18 protein-coding genes are annotated in these 21,158 nt (G+C 66.9%); 10 read left to right on the top strand and 8 right to left on the bottom strand.

Going from position 1 to position 21,158, the window contains the following annotated elements:
- Position 1: 1 nt before the first annotated feature.
- Positions 2–691, bottom strand: a complete 690-nt coding sequence (locus ABL840_RS00195) for a response regulator transcription factor (RefSeq protein WP_019653620.1) — start codon at positions 689–691, stop codon at positions 2–4.
- A gap of 137 nt (positions 692–828) precedes the next feature.
- On the opposite strand from ABL840_RS00195, the gene ABL840_RS00190 reads away from it, so the two are divergent.
- From ABL840_RS00190 to ABL840_RS00170, 5 genes are all read left to right on the top strand, one after another.
- Positions 829–1,689, top strand: coding sequence for an alpha/beta hydrolase (locus ABL840_RS00190; RefSeq protein WP_093300376.1), 861 nt, complete (start codon positions 829–831; stop codon positions 1,687–1,689).
- 44 nt (positions 1,690–1,733) lie between these two features.
- Positions 1,734–2,030: a phosphopantetheine-binding protein gene (locus ABL840_RS00185; RefSeq protein ID WP_093300374.1), complete on the top strand. Its 297-nt coding sequence runs from the start codon at positions 1,734–1,736 to the stop codon at positions 2,028–2,030.
- Between the two features lie 61 nt (positions 2,031–2,091).
- The gene (locus tag ABL840_RS00180; RefSeq protein ID WP_093300372.1) at positions 2,092–3,375 is read left to right on the top strand and encodes a beta-ketoacyl-[acyl-carrier-protein] synthase family protein; all 1,284 of its coding nucleotides are present in this window, start codon (positions 2,092–2,094) and stop codon (positions 3,373–3,375) included.
- Between the two features lie 33 nt (positions 3,376–3,408).
- A complete protein-coding gene (locus tag ABL840_RS00175) occupies positions 3,409–4,539 on the top strand; it encodes a sterol desaturase family protein (protein ID WP_093300370.1) in 1,131 nt (376 codons plus the stop codon).
- A gap of 63 nt (positions 4,540–4,602) precedes the next feature.
- Positions 4,603–5,085 carry an N-acetyltransferase family protein gene (locus ABL840_RS00170; protein WP_418116161.1) on the top strand — a complete coding sequence of 161 codons (483 nt, stop codon included), beginning with the start codon at positions 4,603–4,605 and terminating at the stop codon, positions 5,083–5,085.
- 18 nt (positions 5,086–5,103) lie between these two features.
- Here ABL840_RS00170 and ABL840_RS00165 read toward each other — a convergent pair whose 3' ends face one another.
- Positions 5,104–7,341 (bottom strand): heavy metal translocating P-type ATPase, encoded by a 2,238-nt coding sequence (locus ABL840_RS00165; RefSeq protein ID WP_093300366.1) that lies wholly within the window; start codon positions 7,339–7,341, stop codon positions 5,104–5,106.
- 132 nt (positions 7,342–7,473) lie between these two features.
- Between ABL840_RS00165 and ABL840_RS00160 the strand changes: the two genes are divergently transcribed.
- Positions 7,474–7,668: a heavy-metal-associated domain-containing protein gene (locus tag ABL840_RS00160; protein ID WP_019653627.1), complete on the top strand. Its 195-nt coding sequence runs from the start codon at positions 7,474–7,476 to the stop codon at positions 7,666–7,668.
- Positions 7,665–8,066, top strand: coding sequence for a Cu(I)-responsive transcriptional regulator (gene cueR / locus ABL840_RS00155; RefSeq protein WP_093300364.1), 402 nt, complete (start codon positions 7,665–7,667; stop codon positions 8,064–8,066). The genes ABL840_RS00160 and cueR overlap by 4 nt, the downstream gene beginning before the upstream one ends.
- A 109-nt stretch (positions 8,067–8,175) precedes the next feature.
- On the opposite strand, the gene ABL840_RS00150 is transcribed toward cueR, so the two are convergent.
- Positions 8,176–9,138, bottom strand: coding sequence for a YcjF family protein (locus tag ABL840_RS00150; protein ID WP_093300362.1), 963 nt, complete (start codon positions 9,136–9,138; stop codon positions 8,176–8,178).
- A 569-nt stretch (positions 9,139–9,707) separates the two neighbouring features.
- On the opposite strand from ABL840_RS00150, the gene creB reads away from it, so the two are divergent.
- Positions 9,708–10,499 (top strand): two-component system response regulator CreB, encoded by a 792-nt coding sequence (gene creB, locus ABL840_RS00145; protein ID WP_093300361.1) that lies wholly within the window; start codon positions 9,708–9,710, stop codon positions 10,497–10,499.
- Between the two features lie 127 nt (positions 10,500–10,626).
- Entirely contained in the window at positions 10,627–12,066 is a 1,440-nt protein-coding gene (gene creC / locus ABL840_RS00140; protein ID WP_093195792.1) for a two-component system sensor histidine kinase CreC, read from the top strand.
- On the opposite strand, the gene ABL840_RS00135 is transcribed toward creC, so the two are convergent.
- The 5 genes from ABL840_RS00135 to creD form a co-directional block, all read right to left on the bottom strand.
- Positions 12,055–12,969, bottom strand: a complete 915-nt coding sequence (locus ABL840_RS00135; RefSeq protein ID WP_093300359.1) for an acyl-CoA desaturase — start codon at positions 12,967–12,969, stop codon at positions 12,055–12,057. The genes creC and ABL840_RS00135 overlap by 12 nt on opposite strands.
- A 10-nt stretch (positions 12,970–12,979) precedes the next feature.
- Complete coding sequence (locus tag ABL840_RS00130) at positions 12,980–13,585, bottom strand: hypothetical protein (RefSeq protein ID WP_093300357.1); 606 nt, start codon at positions 13,583–13,585, stop codon at positions 12,980–12,982.
- A gap of 98 nt (positions 13,586–13,683) precedes the next feature.
- A complete protein-coding gene (locus ABL840_RS00125; protein WP_093300356.1) occupies positions 13,684–16,089 on the bottom strand; it encodes a penicillin-binding protein 1A in 2,406 nt (801 codons plus the stop codon).
- Between the two features lie 17 nt (positions 16,090–16,106).
- Positions 16,107–17,399: a glycoside hydrolase family 3 N-terminal domain-containing protein gene (locus ABL840_RS00120; protein WP_093300354.1), complete on the bottom strand. Its 1,293-nt coding sequence runs from the start codon at positions 17,397–17,399 to the stop codon at positions 16,107–16,109.
- The gene (gene creD / locus ABL840_RS00115; protein ID WP_093300352.1) at positions 17,396–18,874 is read right to left on the bottom strand and encodes a cell envelope integrity protein CreD; all 1,479 of its coding nucleotides are present in this window, start codon (positions 18,872–18,874) and stop codon (positions 17,396–17,398) included. Before creD ends, ABL840_RS00120 begins: the two co-directional genes overlap by 4 nt.
- 204 nt (positions 18,875–19,078) lie before the next feature.
- On the opposite strand from creD, the gene ABL840_RS00110 reads away from it, so the two are divergent.
- Positions 19,079–21,139, top strand: coding sequence for a VIT and vWA domain-containing protein (locus ABL840_RS00110; protein WP_093300580.1), 2,061 nt, complete (start codon positions 19,079–19,081; stop codon positions 21,137–21,139).
- Positions 21,140–21,158: the final 19 nt, after the last annotated feature.

Here is a 21,158-nt window from a genome sequence, read left to right as displayed (position 1 = left end):
ATCAGACCTCGGCTTCGAGCAGGTAGCCGATGCCGCGCAGCGTGCGGATGCTCGCGCCGGTGCCCTGCAGCTTCTTGCGCAGGCGGGAGATGAAGGCCTCGAGCGCGTTGTCGCCGAGCGATTCGTCGAAGCTGGAAAGCTTGTCGGACAACGCACGCTTGCTCACCGTACGGCCCGGCGGACTCATGAGCTCCCACAGCACCTCGAACTCGCGCGCCGGCAGGTCGAGCGGGCCGTTCGCGGTGGAGAAGCGGCGTGCCTTGCGGTCGAGCTTCAGCTGCCCCAGCAGCACGATGTCTTCCGTGCCCTTCGCGCGGCGCACCAGCGCACGCAATCGCGCCTCGACCTCGGCCAGGTCGAAGGGCTTGCCCAGGTAGTCGTCGGCGCCGGCATCGAGGCCGGCGATGCGCTCCTCGGTGCGGCCCCGCGCGGTGAGCACGAGCACCGGCGTGCGGTCGCCGCGCGCACGCGCCTGCCGCAGCGCGGTGAGGCCACTCGCGAGACCGCTGGTGGGGCTCGCCGTGGCCGGCAGGTTGAGATCGAGCAGCACGGCATCGAAGGGCTGCACGCGCCACAGATGGTCGGCATCTTCGACATTGGTCGACACGTCCACGCGATGGCCGGCATCAGCGAGGCTGCGCACCATCACGTCGCGCAGAACGGTGTCGTCTTCGACGAGCAGAATTCGCATGGTCTTTGAATGGTTGGGGGTAATCTGCCTTGCGAACGACGGGTCAGCGGCCGGTCAGTCGCTCCAAGCGATAAACGCCACATGAGCATACGACAGCAACACGAAACGCGGGCCATTTTCATGGCCTGCGCCACGCGATGAGTGCGCGCGAACCCTCCGATCTGCTGAGCCTGGTTCCTCCGGAAGTGCAGCGCACCGCCGTGGTCCTGCTGCATGGTTTATGCAGCACGCCTGACGAGTTGCTGACCGTGCAGTCGGCGCTGCGCAGCCGCGGCTATCCGGTGTATCCGCTGTCCATCGAAGGTTACTCCTTCGACGCGGGCGCGCCGCTGCAGCGCGCGGCACCGTACGAATGCTGGCTCGACGCCATCCAGGCACAGGTGAAGGCGCTGCGCGCGCGGCACGACCGCGTGATGCTGGTCGGAATCTCCGCTGGCTCTTCACTGGCGCTGGGTGCAGCCATCCGCTGCGGCAGCGACGTCGATGCGCTGGTGCTCATGTCGACCACGCTGCGCTTCGACGGCTGGGCCATTCCGCGCACGCAGTTCCTGCTGCCGCTGGCCTTCTACACGCCGCTGGGCCGGCTCTGGCAATACCGCGAACGCCCGCCCTACGGCGTGAAGAACGAACGCGTGCGCGCCTGGATCGAGCGCGAGCTGCGCCACCGCAAGGTCTCGCGCGCTGGCAGCTCCGTCATCGGCGTGGGCCACCTGCGCGAGCACGACAGGCTCATCCGCCATGTGCGCCGCAACCTCGGCAGCGTGCAGTGCGCCAACGTGCTCGCGCTGCATGCCCATCAGGACGAGGTGGCCAGCGTGGCCAACCTGGGCATCCTCGCGCGCGGCCTCCGCTGCCGCGCATTCCGCGCCGTGGTGGTCGCCAACAGCTACCACATGATCACAATCGACAACGATCGTCAACAGGTTGTGAGCGAAACAGTGTCGTTCGTCGATGCAGTAGCGCATGGCACGATGCCCGAGCATCCGCTGTACGCCTGACCTCTTCGAACCCGTTCGACCACGCCTGAAAGGAAAGCATTCCCATGTCTTCTTCCGACGCATCCACCCCCACCTTCAACAGCATCGCGGCGATCCTCGAGACCGACTTCCGCGTCGATCGCTCGACCATCTCGCCTGCCACCGTGCTGACCGATCTCGGCCTCGACTCGCTCGCGCTGATGGAGTTCGTCTTCGCCGTCGAGGATGCCTTCCACCTGCGCATTCCCGAAGACCGCCTCGATCCGCGCGAAGCCGGCATCACGCTGCAGCGCCTGTGCGAAGTGATCGACGCGGAAAGCGCCGGCATCACCGCGGGCCAACCGGCGGAAGCAACGGCATGAGCGCAGCACCGGGCCGCCCCAGGCAAGCTCGCACCGCAGCGCGAAGCGCGGAGGCCTTCCAATGAGCAGTGGTGCCGCCCACGCCGTGCTCGCCGCCTCGGCTGCACGCGCCGCATCAGCGCCGGTGCGCGTGAGCGGCATCGGCTTCGTCACGCCCATCGGCCGCACCATCGAGGCCTTCGACGAGGCCCTGTTCGCGGGCCGTTCGGCCGTGCGCGCGCAGACGCTGGAGATCAAGGGCATGGACCCGATGGCGCTCGCCGTCGCCGCCTGCGACTTCGACTCGAACGGCGTGCGCAGCACCTCCCGCCTGCCGCTGGACCGCGGCACCGCCATGGCGCTGGCCGCCGCGCAGGACGCGGCCGGCGAAGCGAAGCTCGACCTCGAATCCATCGACCGCGACCGCCTCGGCATCTTCTGGGGCTGCGGCCTTGCGGGCGCCGGCACCTTCGACAACACCACCAGCGCGCTCTACGGCGAGCAGCGCCGTATGCGCCCGACGACCGTGCTCACGGTGATGCCCAACGCCGCCGTGGCCGAACTGGCGCTGCACTTCGGTGCACGCGGCTCGGCCATTGCCTACGCCTGTGCCTGCGCCTCCTCGGCCGTGGCCATCGGCGAGGCGATGCGCGCGATTCGCGGCGGCTGGATCGACGTTGCCATCGTCGGCGGCCACGACGCCATGCTCACGCCCGGCGTGATGGCCAGCTGGCACGCCATGCGCGTGATGGCGCCGCCGCCGGCCGATGCGCCCTCCTCCGCATGCCGCCCGTTCTCCGGCGACCGCGCGGGCTTTGCCATCGGCGAAGGCGCTGCCGCGCTGGTGCTCGAATCCGAAGCCCATGCAGCCGCGCGCGGCGCCGAAGCCGCGCCCTTCGTGCTCGCGGGCTACGCCACCAACTGCGACGGCACGCACATCACCAACCCCGACTCCGCGGGCCAGGTGCGCGTGATGCGCGCCGCGCTGCGCGACGCGGGCATCGAGGCCTCCGAAGTCGGCCACATCAACGCCCACGGCACAGCCACTTCCGCCGGCGATGCCGCTGAAGCCGCATCGATCCGCGAGGTGTTCGGCAACACCGTGCCCGTGAGCGCGACCAAGGCCATCCACGGCCACGTGCTCGGCGGCGGCGGCGCGATCGAACTCGTCGCGGCGCTGCGTGCGCTCGCACGCGAGACGCTGCCGCCCATCGCCAACCTGCAAAAACCCGATGCCGCATTCGACCTCGACTTCGTGCAGGGCGAGGCTCGCGAGGCCAAGGGCATCCGCTATGCGCTGTCCAATTCCTTCGCTTTTGGCGGCACCAACGCTGTCATCGTGGCCGGCCGCGCGTCCGATCGCTGAAGATTCGCTGAACACTTCCTGAAAAAACGCGCGGTGCATCGGCTGGTCGTTTTCGTCGTGCCGGTGTTCGCGCTGCTCATGGCGTGCGAGTTCGCCTGGGGCTGGTTGAAGCGGCGCAACACCTACCGCTTCAACGACACGCTCGGCAGCCTGAGCCAGGGCCTGCTGAGCCAGGCGCTCGCGGTCTGCACGCAGCTCTTCCAGATCGGCCTCTACGCGATGGTCTATCCGCTGGTCGCGATCTGGACCCGGCCCACCTTCTGGGACAGCGCCATGGGCTGGATCGCGGCCGTGCTGCTCTTCGACTTCTTCGACTACTGGTTGCATCGCGCAGGGCACGAGTCAGCGGTGTTATGGGCCGCGCACTCGGTGCACCACCAGAGCCAGCACTTCAACTTCTCCACCGCGCTGCGGCAGGAGAGCACGGTGGCCTTCCTGGGCTGGGCCTTCTACCTGCCGATGGCGATGGTGGGCGTGCCGCCCGAGCAGTTCGGCCTCGCGGGGCTGATCGTGCTGGTCTACCAGTTCTGGATCCACACGGAGCACATCGGCAAGCTCGGCTGGTTCGACCGCGTGTTCTCTTCGCCGTCGAACCATCGCGTGCATCACGCCGTGAACGATGGCTACGTCGACCGCAACTACGGCGGCATGCTCGTGGTGTGGGACCGGATGTTCGGCACCTTCGCGGAAGAGACCGAACGCTGCGTCTACGGCACGCGCAAGGCACTCGCGAGCTTCGACCCGATGCGCGCGATCCTCGGCCCCTACGCGCCGCTGCTGCGCGACGCCTGGCACACGAAGCGCTGGCAGGACAAGATCGCCGTGTGGTTCAAGCCGCCGGGCTGGCGGCCGGCCGACGTGGCGGCGCGTTTCCCCGAGCCCGCGTTCTCGCTGGAAGAAGCCATGCACATCCATGACCCCGCGCTCACGCGCCCACAGGTCGCTTCGGCCGCACTTCACTTCGCATGCTGGGTCGGCGTGACGCTGGCCTTTCTCTGGCGCGCCGACGATCTCGCGTTCCAGATCGGGCTGATGCTTCTCGTGCTCGCGGTCGGCGGCTTCTGGTCCATCGGCGCCGTGCTCGATTCGCGGCTTCGGCTGCGATGGGCCTGGTGCGCGCAGGCAGCATTGCTGGCGATCTCGGCGGTACTGCTCTTCACCTGAACACCCGATCACCTGAGCCTGGCCCGCTATGCTCTGCGCCTTCATCGTTGCGGGGCATCCATCATGCGCAGGCTGGCCACACCCGAAGACATCGACACCGTCTTCGCCCTCTACATGCACGAGAAGGTCGTGCCCTACCTGGGCTACGACCCGATGCCGCTCGAAGACTTCCGGCCGATCTACCGGCAGCTGCTCGACGGGCGCGACTTCTTCGTCTACGAGCGCGACGGAGACATCGCAGGCTTCTATCGCGCCTCGCGCTATCCCGGCCGCGTGCGCCACGTGGCCAGCCTCGGCACGCTCGCGGTGAACCCCGCGCTGCATGGCCAGGGCATCGCGCTGGCCATGGTGACGGACGCGATCGAGCGGCTCAGGTCGGAGGGCGTCGAGCGCATCGAGCTCATCGTCGAGAGCGACAACGCGCCGGCGCTGCGCTTCTACGAAAAGCTCGGGTTCGAACGCGAAGGCACGCTGCGCAAGTTCTACAAGCGTGCCGGCGATGCGCAGGCCATCGACGACCACGTCATGGCGCTGCTCTTCGACTGAGCGACCAGCACGAGAGGCTCAAGGCTTCCAGCGCCGCAGCAGCAGCGCATTCGCCATCACGCTCACGCTCGACAGCGCCATCGCCGCACCGGCCACCACAGGGCTCAGCAGGCCGAAGGCCGCGAGCGGAATGCCGGCCACGTTGTAGGCGAAGGCCCAGAACAGGTTCTGCCGGATCTTCGCCACCGTGCGTGCCGAAAGCTCGAAGGCCTGCGCGACCAGCGCGAGATCTCCACGCATCAGCGTGATGCCCGCGGCTTCCATCGCCACGTCGGTACCACCGCCCGAAGGCGCCATCGCAATGCCCACGTCGGCCGCAGCCAGTGCGGGCGCATCGTTGGCACCGTCGCCGACCATCGCTACGACGTGGCCGTTCTTCCTCAACGCGGCGACCTGCGCAGCCTTGTCGGCCGGCAGCACATCGGCGCGCACATCCTCCGCCGCGATGCCGAGCCGAGCCGCCATCGCCTGGGCAGCGCGAAGGTTGTCGCCCGAGATCATCACCACGCGAAGGCCCCGGGCACGCAGCGTGCGGATCGCTTCCGCGGCCTGCGGCTTGGGTTCGTCGGCGAAGGCGAGCAAGGCCTGCACATGCGCGGCACCGGCATCGTCGAAGCGCAGCAGCGCGGAGACTGTTGTGCCTTGCGATTGCAGGCAATCGACTTCCGCATCGTCGGGCATCGCGTCGAGCTCGCGGCACCAGCGCAGGCTGGCGATGGCCCATTGGACGCCCTCGACTTCTCCGCGCACGCCACGACCCGGAAAGGCTTGCATGACTCCGAGCGCGGGGACCTGCAGATTGCGCTGCGCCGCCGCCGACAGCACCGCCTTTGCCAGCGGATGCTCGCTGCCGCCCTGCAGGCTCGCGGCAGTGGCCAGCAACTGGTCTTGCGAAGCAGCGGCACCCGCCACGGGCACCAGCGCGGTCAGCACCGGACGCCCGATGGTCAGCGTGCCTGTCTTGTCGAAAGCCACGGTGTCGACGCGGTGCGCGATCTCCAGCGAACGCGCGTCCTTGATCAGCACGCCATGCCGCGCCGCCACGCCGGTACCCGCCATCACGGCCACCGGTGTAGCGAGGCCCAATGCACAGGGACATGCGATGACCAACACCGCCACGGCATGGATCAGCGCCGTCTCGATGCCGGCCCCCGCCACCATCCAGCCCGCGAAGGTGGCCAGCGCGATCAGCAGCACCACCGGCACGAACACGGCCGCGACCTTGTCCACCAGGCGCTGGATCGGCGCCTTCGCAGCCTGCGCGTCTTCCACCAGGCGGATGATGCGCGCGAGCACGCTCTCGGCGCCGATCGCGCTCACCTCGATGACCATGCGGCCGTCGCCATTGACTGCGCCGCCGGTGAGCGCATCGCCCGGTCCCTTGGCCACAGGCAGCGGCTCGCCGGTGAGCATGGATTCGTCGACCTCGGATTGCCCTTCGATCACCCGTGCGTCGGCCGGCACGCGCTCGCCGGGCCGCACCGCGAGACGGTCGCCCACCATCACCTCGGCCAATGGCACGTCGCTTTCCTTGCCTCGGGCGCCGATCAGGTGCGCCACTTCAGGCCGCAGCTGCTGCAGGGCACGGATCGCGGAAGTGGCCTGGCGCTTGGCGCGCGCCTCCAGCCACTTGCCGAGCAGCACCAGCGTGATCACCACCGCCGAGGCCTCGAAGTACAGATGCGGCACCATGCCGTGGCCCGCATGCTCGCCGGTGGACGCACGCCACCAGAGCCAGAGCGAGAGACCGAAGGCTGCGCTGGTGCCCAGCGCCACCAGCAGGTCCATGTTGCCGGTACGCGCCTTCACCGCATGCCAGCCGGCGCGATAGAAGCGCGCGCCAAGCCAGAACTGCACCGGCGTCGCGAGCAGCAGCTGCACCCACGGCGGCAGCATCCAGTCGAGCCCGAAGAGATCGCCCAGCATCGGCGCCATCAACGGAATCGACAGCGCGAGGCCGATCGCGACCGGGCCGAAGCCGGCCCATGGCGAGAGCGCTGCTTCATCGGCCGCACTGTCCGGCGTACGAGGCTCGTAGCCGGCAGCGCGCACTGCGCGACGCAGGCGGGCATCCATGTCTTCGCTGCCGCCCGTCACCACGCGGGCCGATTCGGTCGCGAGGTTCACGCTCACGTCCTGCACGCCCGGAACGTTCTTCAGGGCACGCTCGACACGCATGACGCACGAGGCGCAGGTCATGCCGCCCACCGAGAGGTCGAAGGTGGAAAGGGAGGGATTCGACTGAAGTTTTTCCATGTACGAAGGCTAAAGCCTCACACCATGTCAAGGTCAAGCGGACATCTTCAGAGCCCCTGCCCTGGACATTGACATCGTGAGAGGGTTCAAACTGTGGCCTCTCGATATCCCTCATTTTCAAGGAGCTACACGATGAGCCAGAAATTCCAGGTCACGGGCATGAGTTGCGGCCACTGCGTCAACGCAGTACAGAACGCGGTGCAGACGGTGGATCCCGAAGCGCAGGTCACGGTCGATCTGGAGACGGGTCATGTCGACGTGCTGAGCGAGCAGCCGCGCAAGGACATCGTGGCCGCCATCGAGAACGCGGGGTACGCGGTTCAATGACGGTGGGCAACGTCACCATCGGTGAAGCGGCGCAGCGCTCCGGCGTTTCGGCCCGCATGGTCCGCCACTACGAAGGGCTGGGCCTGCTGCCGGCGGTGGCGCGCACCGAGAGCGGCTACCGCCAGTACGGCGAAGCCGACATCCACACGCTGCGCTTCATCAAGCGCTCGCGCGACCTGGGTTTCTCGATGGAAGAGATCGCCGAGCTGGTCGGACTGTGGAACAACCGGCGGCGCACGAGTTCGAGCGTGAAGCGCATCGCCGAGAAGCATCTTGGCGAACTGGAGCAGCGCATCGCGGACATGCAGTCCATGCGCAACACGCTGGCGCATCTGGTCCACTGCTGCCACGGCGACGCCCGCCCGGATTGCCCGATCCTGGACGACCTCGCGAATTAGGTACTCCCCCAGGCTTCGCGCACTTCGTGTCGCTTCGCCAACCCCCTCGCCGGGGGCAATACCTGCGGCCCGGCAAAGCCGGTTCCGCGGTGTTCCTGGAACTACTCTTTCAAGCGCCGCGGACGAGCGAGAGCACCTTGCCCGCATCCAGCGTGCGGGCCTTTTCCTGGATGGCGGGCAGATATTGCGTCTGCAGGTTCTGGCCTTCCTTCACCACGCCGGAGAAAGTGTCCTTCAGCATCTGCGTCGAGAGCGTGCGGCCGCCGGCGTAGTAGCGCTTGGCGACGTGGCCCAGTGCGTAGGTCGACGCGAAGCTCATCCCCGAGCTCACGGCCTGGTTGCCCAGCCCGCGCAGCAGGCCGCCGCCGACCTTTCCGAGCAGGCCTCCGAGCAGCTTGCGACCGGCCTGTTCCAGGTACTGCGAGGTGAGGCCCACGCCGACCGTGGCCAGGAAATCCTTGATGTGGCCGCTGTCGAGCTCGTAGCCGTACGACTTGCCGATGCGGTAGACCAGCTTCATCTGCAGCGGAATGATGGCCATGGTCGATAGCGTCTCGGGCAGCAGCTCGAGCGCGCCGTTGAGGATGGAGGCGTTGAGGATCGACTTGTCCAGCTCGGCCGTATCGGGAGTGTTCGGCGCCGACGGCGCCACGGCGACGGCTGCCGCTGCTCCAGCGGTTGCGGCCGCTGCCGCCGGCACCGCGGCCGCGATGTCTTCCGCCTGCTGCGAAAACGCCGCCGCCGAGGCATCCAGCCCCAGCGAGGTGCGCACGTCCGTCAGGAACATGCGCTCCGCCTCCGACTGCGTGCCGTCCGCGTCGCAGACGCACACCGCCATCTCGTAGGCCAGCTGCCTCGCCTCGGGACTCTTCAGCTCCCCTGCCACCGAGGCCAGCGACACGCGCTTCATCAGCACGTCCTGGTAGAGCGTCGGCAGGTTCAGGCCGTCGGACTGCGACAGGCCTTCCGCGATGCGCTTGATCTCCGCGCGCTCCCGCTCGTGCTTCTCGCCGTCGACGAAGGCAGCCAGCAGGCTCAGGGTAACTATCGACTTTGTTTCAGAAGGTGTCATGTTCGCTATTTCCGCAATTTCAACGACCCGGTGGGGTCGCGGCCCGCGCCAGAAGGTTCCTTCGCCCGTTCTCCCCACAAACCTTGGGCAACTCTGTGGATAACGTCGGCACTTCTGTGTAGGGGTCTCGCAAGCCGTTGATTTAAAAGAAGAATCCTTAGTCTGCCCATTTTTTCGGCAATGAATTTCTCCGGGCAAAAACCGCTTTCGCAGATTTTCGAAGGGCCGTCAAAGGACAAGTCTGGGGACATTTTTTGAACAAGGCATGGTTTATCCACAGGCCCGAAGGGTTACCCAATGTTGTCCATGTCGCGGGTACAAACCGGAAGCGCAGCTGCGCACAGTGACAGCGGCATGACAAGTGCTTGTCGCATAACGAAAAAAGCGGCATGTCCACAGAGGGACGCGACCCTTATCTACTACTACTAATTTGAATAATAAAAACAAGAGATAGGGAACAAGAGAAGCCGCGCCCCGAAAAAAACGCAGCGAACGGCCGCGCCGGTCCCGAACGCCGCGGGCGAAACCGGTCCTCCCGGTTTCCTCCTCCCCCTCGCTAACATTCGCGGATGAGCTTCAAACCCCGGATCCTGATCGCCGAAGACGAGTCGGGCATCGCCGACACGCTGCAATACGTCCTGAAGAGCGACGGGTTCATCCCGGTCTGGTGCGCCACGGCCGAGGAAGCCATCGCCCAGTTCGCGCAGGAACCGCCTGCGCTGGCCATCCTGGACATCGGGCTGCCCGATCTCAACGGTTTCGAGCTCTTCAAACGCCTGCAGGCGCTCAATCAGTCCATGGGCGGACCGGAGGTACCCATGGTGTTCCTCACGGCCCGCAGCGACGAGATAGACCGCGTGGTCGGCCTCGAGCTGGGCGCGGACGACTACATCGCCAAGCCTTTCTCGCCACGCGAGCTCGTTGCACGCGTACGAACCATCCTGCGGCGCAGCGCCAGAAACGGCTCAGGAGCCCCGTCAACGGGCGCGGGAGGAAACCAAGGGGTCCCCCATCAGATTTCGGGCCACGCACCTCCTGCGACCTCTCAGGTGCCTCCAATGCCCTTCGCGCTGGACAGCGAGCGCATGCAGATCCGCTATTACGGACGTCTGCTGGAACTCTCTCGCTACGAATACGGCTTGCTGAAGCTGCTGGTGCAGCGACCCGGCCGCGTCTTCACGCGCGACGAGCTGCTCGAACTCGTCTGGGACGACTCCAGCGACAGCTTCGACCGCACGGTCGACGCGCACATCAAGACCCTGCGCGCCAAGCTCAAGGCGATCGCGCCGGAAGTCGAGCCGATCCGCACGCTGCGCGGCACCGGCTACGCACTGAACGAAGAACTGCCGTCAAAGGCATGACGCCGCCCCTGGCCTGCCTTGTCGCGGAATACCGCGGAACCGGCTTTGCCGGGCCGCAGGTGTTGCCCCCGGCGAGGGGGTTGGCGCAGCGACACGAAGTGCGCGAAGCCTGGGGGAGAGCCAGGCCTTGACCCGGCGCACGCGCATCTTCATCGGCATCCTGCTGATCTACACGGCGGGTATCGCCTTCCTGCTGTACCGCGTCGTCTCGGACATCGATCCGCGCTACCGTGAATCGGCGGAGGAATCGCTGGTCGAGACCTCGCAACTGGTGGCCAGCCTGGTCGAGCAGGACGTGATCGCCGGCGCCATCAACACCGCGCGGCTGGAACCGCTGTTCCGCACGGTCTACGCGCGCGAGTTCTCGGCGCAGATCTACAACCTGCACAAGAGCCGCGTCGAGCTGCGCGTGTACGTCACCGACCGCAACGGCCGCGTGATGTTCGATTCGCTCGGCAGGCACCTCGGCGCCGACTATTCCAAATGGAGCGACGTGAGCCGCACGCTCGCCGGCCTGTACGGCGCGCGCACCTCGCGCGACGTCGACGGCGATCCGCGCACCTCGGTGATGTACGTGGGTGCTCCGATCCGCTGGAACAACGAGATCGTCGGCATGGTCAGCGTCGGCAAGCCGGTGCAGAGCTTCGGCCAGTTCGTGGAGGACGCGCGCGTGCGCACCATCTGGGTCGGCGTGGGCTCGGCGCTGGCGCTGCTGCTGCTCACGCTGATCGTCTCGGTCTGGCTGGTGCGGCCCTTCGGCCTGATCCGCGACTACTGGACCTGGGTGCGCGCCCAGCGCAGCCTGAGCCTTTCACGCATGGCACGGCGCGCGGTGGACGGCGTGCGCACAGGCTTCAGCGAAATGCGCGACGCGCTCACTGGCCGCAACTACGTGGCCGACTACGTCCAGACCTTCACGCACGAAGTGAAGAGTCCGCTATCCGCCATCCGCGGCGCGGCCGAGCTGCTGCAGGAACCTTCGATGCCACATGCCGAGCGCGAGCGTTTCCTGAAGAACATCGAGCGCGAGACGCAGCGCATCCAGGAAATCGTCGACCGCATGATGGAGCTCACCGCGCTCGAGACCCGGCGCGCGCTCGACCGCACGGAACCGGTGTCGCTGGCCGCGCTCATCGACGACATCGCCGCCAGCGCGCAGCCCGCCGCCGCCAAGCGCAGCATCAGGCTGCTCGTGAACATCCGCAACGAAGCGCGAACCGAGGGCGATCCTTTCCTGCTGCGCAGGGCGATCAGCAACCTGCTCGACAACGCCATCGATTTCTCGCCGCGCGACAGCGAGGTGCTGCTCACGCTGGAAACGACGTCGAAGCTCGCCCGCGTGAGCGTGCGCGACCACGGGCCCGGCATTCCGGAGTACGCACAGGAAAAAGTCTTCGAGAAGTTCTATTCGCTCGCCAGGCCGCACAGCCAGAAGAAGAGCACGGGACTCGGGCTGGCATTCGTGAAGGAGATCGCGGCCCTGCACCATGGCCGCATCGACCTGGGCAATGCGTCGCGCGGCGGGGCGGTGGCCACGCTCACTCTGCCGCTGTCGTCACATCACTGAGCGGATCTCGACGAGTTCGGGGCGCGGTGGGAGCGATTCGGGAAGACGCAGATCCCACACCAAGCCGCAGCGCTCGAGCAGCCTGAGCATCCACCATCCCGGGTCCCATTCCCCGGGCGCGAGGCCAAGCCGGGCCGAGCCCGGAAAAGCATGATGGTTGTTGTGCCAGCTCTCACCCATGGTCAGCAGCGAGGTCCACGGTATGTTTCGCCCTTGCGCTGCGGCGCCACGCACTTCGTAGCTCATCGCGCCCTGGTTGTGCGCAAACCAGCCGATCAACCAATGGCCCAGCACGCCTGCGGTGACACGTGCGCACACGCCCCAGAAAACGAAAGCCCATCCGCCCAGGAGATAGAAGAGCACTGCGATGGGCAGCTGCTGCAGCATCCAGGTTCTTTCGAGCCAAATCAGGAAGCGGTCGTTCGCGACGAATGGTTCGATCCGGATGTGAGGCGGATGCGAGAGATGAAGCTCGCAGTGAAGCTGCCACCATGCATCGATCCAGAAACCGCGGCCATGCCGCAGGTAGTCGTGGCAGACCGGCAGGCGTTGTGCGTAGTCACGCAACTCACGCTGGCGAAGAATGCCCAGCGGCCCGGCCAAGCCGACGAGCACGCCGCAATAGATCAATGCGTAGCGCAACCATCGTGGACATTGAAAGCTGTGGTGAATCAGCTGGCGGTGGCTGCCCAGCGAGTGGCCGAACAGCAGCACGAATGCGGTGCTCGCAACGAAAAGCGTGAATGCATCCCACCGGAAAGAGAAAACGCCACCAACCAGCGCGGCGGTGGCCATTCCGGAGAACCAGAGCGACTTGACCGGTGCGTACAGGACTTCGCCTTCGCAGACGAAGTCCGCCTGCCCCGCGTGAACCCGATGGTGATCGAGACCCGAGGGCAGCATCGCGGGAAACTCAGCGCCCGATCAGCGCGCGATAGGCTTCGCGCGTTTCCGGACTCACCGCCCCGAGGGCCTGCAGGTACTGCGTCTGGTGCTGGCCGATCATGCGTGCCGAGGCCACCGTCTTCGAACGGCAATACCAGTGGCAGGTGTGCTGCATCAGGAACAGCTCGGCCGACATGGTGTAGGCCTTGGACTTGGGCGTGCGGCCCGCTTCGTTGCGCATCACGCCGGCGATGCCGCGCGCGTGGATGAGCAATGCCTGTCGCATGTCGAAGCTCGCGGCCGGAAAGAGCTGGGTGAAGAGCGGAATGGCCACGGGCAGCTTGCTGACGCGCGTGATGGCCTCGGGCATGCGCGAGAACTCGGCCGCGAAGCCGTCGACCTGGCCCGAGAGCTTTTCCTCGGTAGTGTCGAGCAGTTGCCAGATCTGGCGGCGGCGCTCGGCGTCGTCTTCGCCGAGGCAGCGCATGTAGCCGGAGGTGAGGCTCTCCATCAGCTTCTCGATCTGATAGCGGCCGAGGTGGCTGGCCAGCAGCGCGATACGAATGCGCTGTTCCCTGGACTTGAGTATGTAGAAGCCGGCGGCGAAGAGCGCCACCAGGGTGAGGATTTCCATGAATGCGAGAAGAAGGAGAAAAAGAGAAGGCGGGAAGCAGCACCGAGTGTAGGCACCGCGACCCGCCGTCTCTTTTCAACTTCGTGAAGAGCGCCTGGCTACCGGAAGAAATCGAGGATCCGGTTGCGCTCTTCCGGCGGAGGCGGTGCACCGACGGGCGCGCCGGTGAGCTGCTCCACCGGCAGCGGAACTGCCTCGGCGTTTTCCACGCCAAGGCTCGCCACGTTGTGGCCCGGCGTGAAGTCGTCGAAGTACCACTCGCCGTCGAGGTTCACCACGCCTTCCGGCTGGGCGGGGCGGGTCACGGGCACGCCCTGCAGCGCGGTCTGCATGTAGCCGGTCCAGATCGGCAGGCTCAGGCTGCCGCCGGTCTCGCCGCGCACGCCGAGTTGGCGCGGCGTGTCGTAGCCGACCCATGCGATGCCCACCATGGTCGGCTGGAAGCCGGCGAACCAGGTGTCGAAGGAATCGTTGGTGGTGCCGGTCTTGCCGTAGAGGTCGTCGCGCTTGAGTGTCTGGTAGGCCTTGAAGCCGGTGCCGTTGCGCACCACGCTCTGCAGCAGCGAATCCATGATGAAGGCATTGCGCTGCGGAATGGCGCGCCGGCTTTCGTCGAGCACCGGCGGTTCGGTTTCCATGATGACCTTGTCCCGCAGGTCGGTGACGCGCGTGACCAGGTACGGATTGACGCGGTAGCCGCCGTTGGCGAACACCGAATAGCCCACGGCCATCTGCATCGGCGTGACCGAGCCGGCGCCCAGGCCCATCGGCAGGTTGGCGGGGTGCTTGTCCTTGTCGAAGCCGAACTTCGTGACCCAGTCCTGCGCGTAGGGCGCGCCGATCGACTGCAGCACGCGCAGCGTGACCAGGTTCTTCGATTTCATCAGCGCGGTGCGCAGCGGCATCGGGCCCTCGTAGGTGCCCTCGAAGTTCTTCGGCTCCCACGGCTGGCCGCCGTTGGCGCTGGCATCGAAGTACAGCGGCGCGTCGTTCACCACGGTGGCGGGCGTGAAGCCCTTCTCGAGCGCGGCCGAGTAGATGAAGGGCTTGAAGCTCGAGCCCGGCTGGCGCCAGGCCTGCGTCACGTGGTTGAACTTGTTCTTGCCGTAGTCGAAGCCGCCCACCAGCGCCTTGATGGCGCCGCTGCGCGGATCCATGCCGATGAAGGCGCCTTCCACCTCGGGCAGCTGCGTGATCTCCCAGGTGTTCTTCGGCGTCTTCGCCACGCGGATCACCGCGCCGCGGCGGATCTTGATGTTCTGCGGCGCCTTAGCGGCAAGGCCCGACTGCGCGGGCTTCAGGCCGTCGCCCGTGATCTGGATGGTCTCGCCATTCGCGCGCACGGCGCTGATTTCCTTGGCGCTCACATCGAGCACCACGGCCGCGATCACGTCGCCGTTGTCGGGATGCTCGGCCAGGGCATCGTCCACTGCCTCGTCGATTTCCTTCTGTTCCGTCGGCAAGTCGACGAAGCGCTCGGGCCCGCGATAGGGCTGGCGGCGCTCGTAGTCCATGATGCCTCTGCGCAGCGACCTGTAGGCGGCTGCCTGGTCGGCCGCGACGATCGAGGTGTAGACCTTCATGCCGCTGGTGTAGATGCTGTCGCCGTACTGCGCGTACATCATCTGGCGCACCGTCTCGGCCACGTATTCGGCATGCAGCCGGTTCGGATCGGCCGCGTCGCGCAGGTGCAGCTCTTCCTTCTTCGCGGCCGCCGCCTGTTCGGCGGTGATGAAGCCGGTCTCCTGCATGCGGTCGATCACGTACAGCTGGCGCGCACGCGCGCGGCGCGGGTTGGCCACCGGGTTGTTGGCGCCGGGCGCCTTCGGCAGGCCGGCGAGCATCGCGGCCTCGGCGATGGTGATGTTCTGCAGCGGTTTGCCGAAGTAGGTCTCGGAGGCGGCGGCGAAACCGTAGGCCCGGTTGCCCAGGTAGATCTGGTTCAGGTAGATCTCGAGGATCTGGTCCTTCGTGAGCTGCTGCTCGAGCCGCATCGCCAGCAGGATCTCGTAGGTCTTGCGGCTCATGGTCCGCTCGGAGGTCAGGTACACGTTGCGTGCCACCTGCATGGTGATGGTCGAGGCGCCCTGCTTGCGGCCGCCCTTCAGGCTGGCGACGGCGGCGCGAAGGAATCCCTTGTAGTCGACGCCGCCGTGGTCGTAGAAGCGCGCGTCTTCCACTGCCAGCACCGCGTCCTTCATCACCTTGGGAATGTTGGCGAAGGGCGTGAGGTTGCGGCGCTCTTCACCGAACTCGCCGATCAGCTGGCCTTCGGTGGAATACACGCGCAGCGGCAGCTTGGGACGGTAGTCGGAAAGCTTCGAGACGTCGGGCAGCTTCGGGTAGATGGTGACCACCGCGACGATGGCCGCGACCAGCACCACCAGCGCGCCGGAGCCGACACCGATGGCCGCCCAGCCGGCGATGCGCTTCCAGTTGAGGCGGGAATCGCGAGGCGCCGCGCCGTCGTCGCCGGAAGCCTTGGAATTTGAGCGTTTGAACATGGGAAATGCCTGTTTGGCTAGCGAAAGGATTGGAGCCGCCGCGCGTTGCCGCGTTCCAGCATCCGGAAGTCGAGCGTGCCCTGCCGCGCAGCCCGCTGCGCGCAATGCATGGCATCGAAATACTTGTCGTGGTCGAAGGCGATCAGCAGGAGGTCCACGCCGGCGTTCAGGGCGTGGACGGTGGCGTCGCAAAGACCGCGGTTGTAGGCCGCGCCCATCGTGAGATCGTCGGTGACGAGCAGGCCCTGGTAGCCCCATTCGCCTCGAATCACCCGCTGCACGATTTTGCGCGAGAAAGAGACCGGATATCCGGCGTCGAGTTCCGCAAGGATGACATGGCCCAGCATGATTGCCGCATCCGAATGTTTCGACACGTCTTGAAACGGCTTCCAGTCGTGCGACGCGAGCCGGGCGACCGGCGTGCGCAGTTCGGCGGCGAAATGGTGGGTGTCCTCGGTCACGCCGGCAAGGCCGGGAAAGTGCTTGAGCGTGCCGCGTACCCCAGCGGATTCGAGGCCCAGTTCGTAAGCGAGCGCCACCTGCGCGGTGACGGCCGGGTCGGCCGAGATGGCCCGTTCGTCGATGCGGGTGTGCAGGTCCCAGCGGCCCGGCGCGCGGCCGGTGCGCAGGTCGACCACCGGGCTGAAATTGAGAGTGATGCCCAGGTCGGCGAGAGCCCTGCCCTGCCGGGCTCCGTAGGCATGGGCGCGTTGCGCGAGTTCGTCGTCGGGCAGGTCGGCATCGAGCAGCGAGGCCAGCGAGGGCTGGCGCTCCACGAGCGGCGACAGGCGCGAGACGGTGCCGCCTTCCTGGTCGGTCGCGACGACCAGCGGTGGCAGGCCGGCCGCGCGGCGCACCGCCTGCAGGCCTGCGATCTCGTCGCGCAGCTCTTCGGCCGTACGTCCCTGGACATTGCGACCGGTTACGAAGATGCCGCCGATCAGCCCCTTGCTGGCCAGCTCCCGAAGATTTTTCGCATCGTCGTAGCCGACGATGAAGTGCGCGCCCAGCGCCTGTGCGAGCGGGCCCTCCGACGCATTCACCTCGGCACGGTGTCGGTGCGAGGCGGCCTCGTTGCACAAGGCGGTCAGCAGGGCCGCGAATGCCAGCCCGAGCGCTACCGGGCGCAGCCTGCCGCGCGCGAGCCGCCACGCAATCGCTATGGTTGCCACCAGCATCGCCAGCAGCAGGGGCAGTTCCCATGCGCGCATGAAGCGCAGGTGCGGATCCTTCAGGTGCCAGGCCCAGAACCACAGCGTGGCCAGAGCCAGCCAGCCCGCGGCACCCGCGATGACCCGCAGCAGCCTCATGCCGCCTGTGCTTCCTGTGCCGCGACCGGCGCCGGCTCCGTGCGCCGCGAGAGCGCATACCAGTCGACCTTGCGCGTCACGAGCATCAGCACGGACAGCATGCCGAAGATCAGCAGCGCGCCCAGCAGCAGTGCGTTGCTTTCCGAAGCCAGCAGGCCGTAGAGCGCGCCATACAGCAGCGCAACGAAGGCGCCGAACGACAGGCCGCGCCGCCAGCCACCGAGCACCGCGCTGAAGTACACGGCCAGCAACGCGACGCTCGCCGAGGCGGCGCCCGCGTAGGCCATCCAGAACGCGAACTTCTCCGACAGCGCCAGCAGCAGCAGGAAGAACAGCGCGATCGACAGGCCGACCAGGCCGTACTGGATCGGATGCAGGCGCAGCTTGCGGAACAGCTCGAACATGAAGGCGGCCATCAGCACGAGCCCGATGAAGAGTACGCCGTACTTGCCTGCGCGCGTGCTCATCGAATAGACGTTGATCGGCTGCGCGAGCGACACGTCGAAGGTCTGCAGCGGGCCCATGTTGCGGCGTGCCGGAGCGGCTGCAGCTGCCGGGTGGGCGCTGCCCGCCACGTCCGCCGAGCCGCCCTGGCCAGAGAGACCCGCACGCACCTGTTCGCGCGCCGAGGTCACGAGCGAGGAAACGCGCCAGTGCGCGTCGAAGCCCTGGGGCGTCACGCTGCGCTCGGCCGCGAGAAAGCGGCCGCCGAAGCTGGGATGTGCCCAGGGCGAACGCAGATGCGCGGTCGTCTCCTCGGCGATGGGCGCAATGGCCAGCGTGTCCTGCCCGACCAGGCCCAGCTTCATCTCGAAGGGAATCGGCTTGCCGGCTTGCCAGGCCGCGAGAGCGGCGCCGGTGACCGGCGCGTGGATGCCGTCGGCGAACCAGGCATCGTCGGCCAGGCCCGGCACGCGCTGCCTGAAGCGAAGGTCCTCGCCGCCCATCGTCATGGTCGGCGAGCCGTCGAGGCCGCGCAGGTCGCTCACGTTGAAGGCGATGAGGGGCGCCTTGAACTCGATCTTCGAATCGGTCTCGCTGTGCGACACGGCCTTGGGGTCGAAGGCCGCGAAGCCGCCGCTGAGCGTGGCGTCGAGTGTGTAGAAGGGAATCCTGAAGATGCCGCGGTAGCGTTCCTGCGGCGCCATCGAGCCTTCGATGTGCAGCTTGTCGGGGAACACCACGTGGGCCATCTCCTTGCTGCGCGGTTCCTGGCCGATCACCTTGCCCTGCGCGTTGCGCAGCGGCTCCATCCACTTCTCCACGTACGGCACCAGCAGCAGCGGGCCGACCATCGTCTGGCGGCCCGCATAGGTGGCGGCGAGCTCGGCGGCGGCTTCGCGCTGGCTTTCGCCGCGGGCGCGGTTGATCGAATCGATCTCTCCCAGCGGAATGCACAGGAGCAGCAGCAGGAAGAACAGGCCGGCGACTTTCGCCAGCATGGAGCTCTGGAGCGCCTTCAACAGCTGAAACATCTTTTTCTCTCCTCGTCTGTAGCGATGGCCGCGATGCTCGCTGCCCGACCGGAAGGCCGTGTGAAGCGCCAGCGGCGCCTCGCTTCACACAGACTTCACACAGCGGGCGCGGGCTGCAAGCGACTTCAAGGGGCCTTCCAACTGTCTTCTCGCGCGGTGATGAAAGTTGCGGCCGTGCAAGTTCGCACGGACAAGGACCCCGCCATGGATGCCCAAACCACCACACGTCCCGGCCGCTGGCTCTGGCTCGCCACCGTGAGCCTGGCGACCGCGGGCTTCATCGCCATGGGCGTGCGCCCGGCGCACGCGCAGGAAGCGCCCGCCGGGCCGCGCCTGAAGACCGAAAGCCCCTATTTCTTCGTGAAGAGCGACGACCCTTCGGTCGACCGCCTGCCGCTCAAGGGCACCGAGGTCTCGGTGAAGATCTCAGGCGTGATCGCCGACGTGACGGTCACGCAGACCTACCGCAACGAAGGCCAGCGCGCCATCGAAGCGAAGTACGTTTTCCCCGGTTCGACCAAGGCCGCGGTGAGCGGTCTCAACGTGCGCCTGGCCGACCGGCTCATCACCGCGCAGATCCGCGAGAAGCAGCAGGCGCAGATCGAGTACGACACCGCCAAGAAGGAAGGCAAGACCGCAGCGCTGCTCGAGCAGCACCTGCCCAACGTGTTCCAGATGAACGTCGCCAACATCCTGCCGGGCGACGACGTGAAGGTGGAGCTGCGCTACACCGAGCTGCTGGTGCCGCAGTCGGGCAACTACCAGTTCGTGTTTCCGACGGTGGTGGGCCCGCGCTACAACTCGCCGCAATCGGAGAACGCGCAGGCCAAGTGGGTTGCCCAGCCCACGCTGCCCGCAGGCATGGCCGCTGGCACCGCTTTCAAACTCAAGGCCACCATCGACACGCCGATGGGCATCAAGGAAATTCGCTCGGCCACGCACGCCATCGACGTGAAGAAGAGCGACGAGGACCAGCACGCCGACATCGTGCTCGCCTCTGACGGCCGCCCGGCCGACAACCGCGACTTCGTGCTCGACTACCGCCTCGCGGGCGAGAAGATCGAATCGGGCCTGATGCTCTACAAGGGCCAGGGCAACAACGCCGAGAACTTCTTCCTCGCGATGGTCGAGCCGCCCAAGGCCGTGGCCGCCAGCGCGATCTCGCCGCGCGACTACATCTTCGTGGTCGACATCTCGGGCTCGATGCACGGCTTTCCGCTCGACACCGCGAAGACGGTGCTCGAACGCCTGATCGGCGGCCTGCGCCCGAGCGACACCTTCAACGTGCTGCTGTTCTCGGGCAGCAACAAGATGCTTTCGCCGAAGTCGGTGCCGGCCACGCGCGCCAACATCGAGCAGGCGCTGGCCACCATCAAGAACTACAGCGGCAGCGGAAGCACCGAGCTCATTCCGGCGCTCAAGCGCGTTTACGCCGAGCCCAAGGAAGAGAACGTGTCGCGCACAGTGGTGGTCGTGACCGACGGCTACGTGACGGTCGAGCGCGAGGCCTTCGAGCTGGTGCGCAACAACCTTTCGAAGGCCAACGTGTTCGCCTTCGGCATCGGCTCGTCGGTCAACCGCAGCCTGATGGAAGGCATCGCGCGCGCCGGCATGGGCGAGCCCTTCATCATCACCGACCCGATCCAGGCGCCCGAACAGGCTGCGCGGTTCCGCCGCATGGTCGAGTCGCCGGTGCTCACCAACGTGAAGGCCACCTTCGGCGGCCTCGATGTGTACGACGTGGAGCCGCAAGCCCTGCCCGACGTGCTGGGCGAGCGGCCGGTGATCGTGTTCGGCAAGTGGCGTGGCGAAGCCAGGGGCCGCGTGATCATCGAAGGCCAGAGCGCGAGCGGCCCCTACCACCAGGAAGTGCGCATCGACGGCAACACCCGCCAGGACACGGCCGCGCTGCGCACGCTGTGGGCACGCCACCGCATCCAGAGCCTGAGCGACCAGGAGACGCTGGAAGGCGGCTCCGCCTTCAAGGAACGCATCACCGAGCTCGGCCTGAAGTACAGCCTGCTCACGCAATACACGAGCTTCATCGCCGTCGACAAGGTGGTGCGCAACGTGGCGCCGCAGGACAGCGTGGGCGTGAACCAGCCGCTGCCCCTGCCGCAAGGCGTGAGCGAGCTGGCGCTCGGCGCCGAGGTGCCGAGCACGCCCGAGCCCGAGTCGCTGGGTGCCATCGCCGTCGTGCTCTCGATGCTCGCCATGCTGCGCCGCCGCGCGCGCCGCAACGACGCGCGCCGCTTCACAGCCTGATCCATCCGGAAGAAAGAAA

This window comes from Variovorax sp. NFACC27 (assembly GCF_048301545.1).
GTDB lineage: Bacteria > Pseudomonadota > Gammaproteobacteria > Burkholderiales > Burkholderiaceae_C > Variovorax > Variovorax gossypii.
Note: the sequence above shows the minus strand (reverse complement) of the source record. Positions and strands in the feature narration are given on the sequence as shown.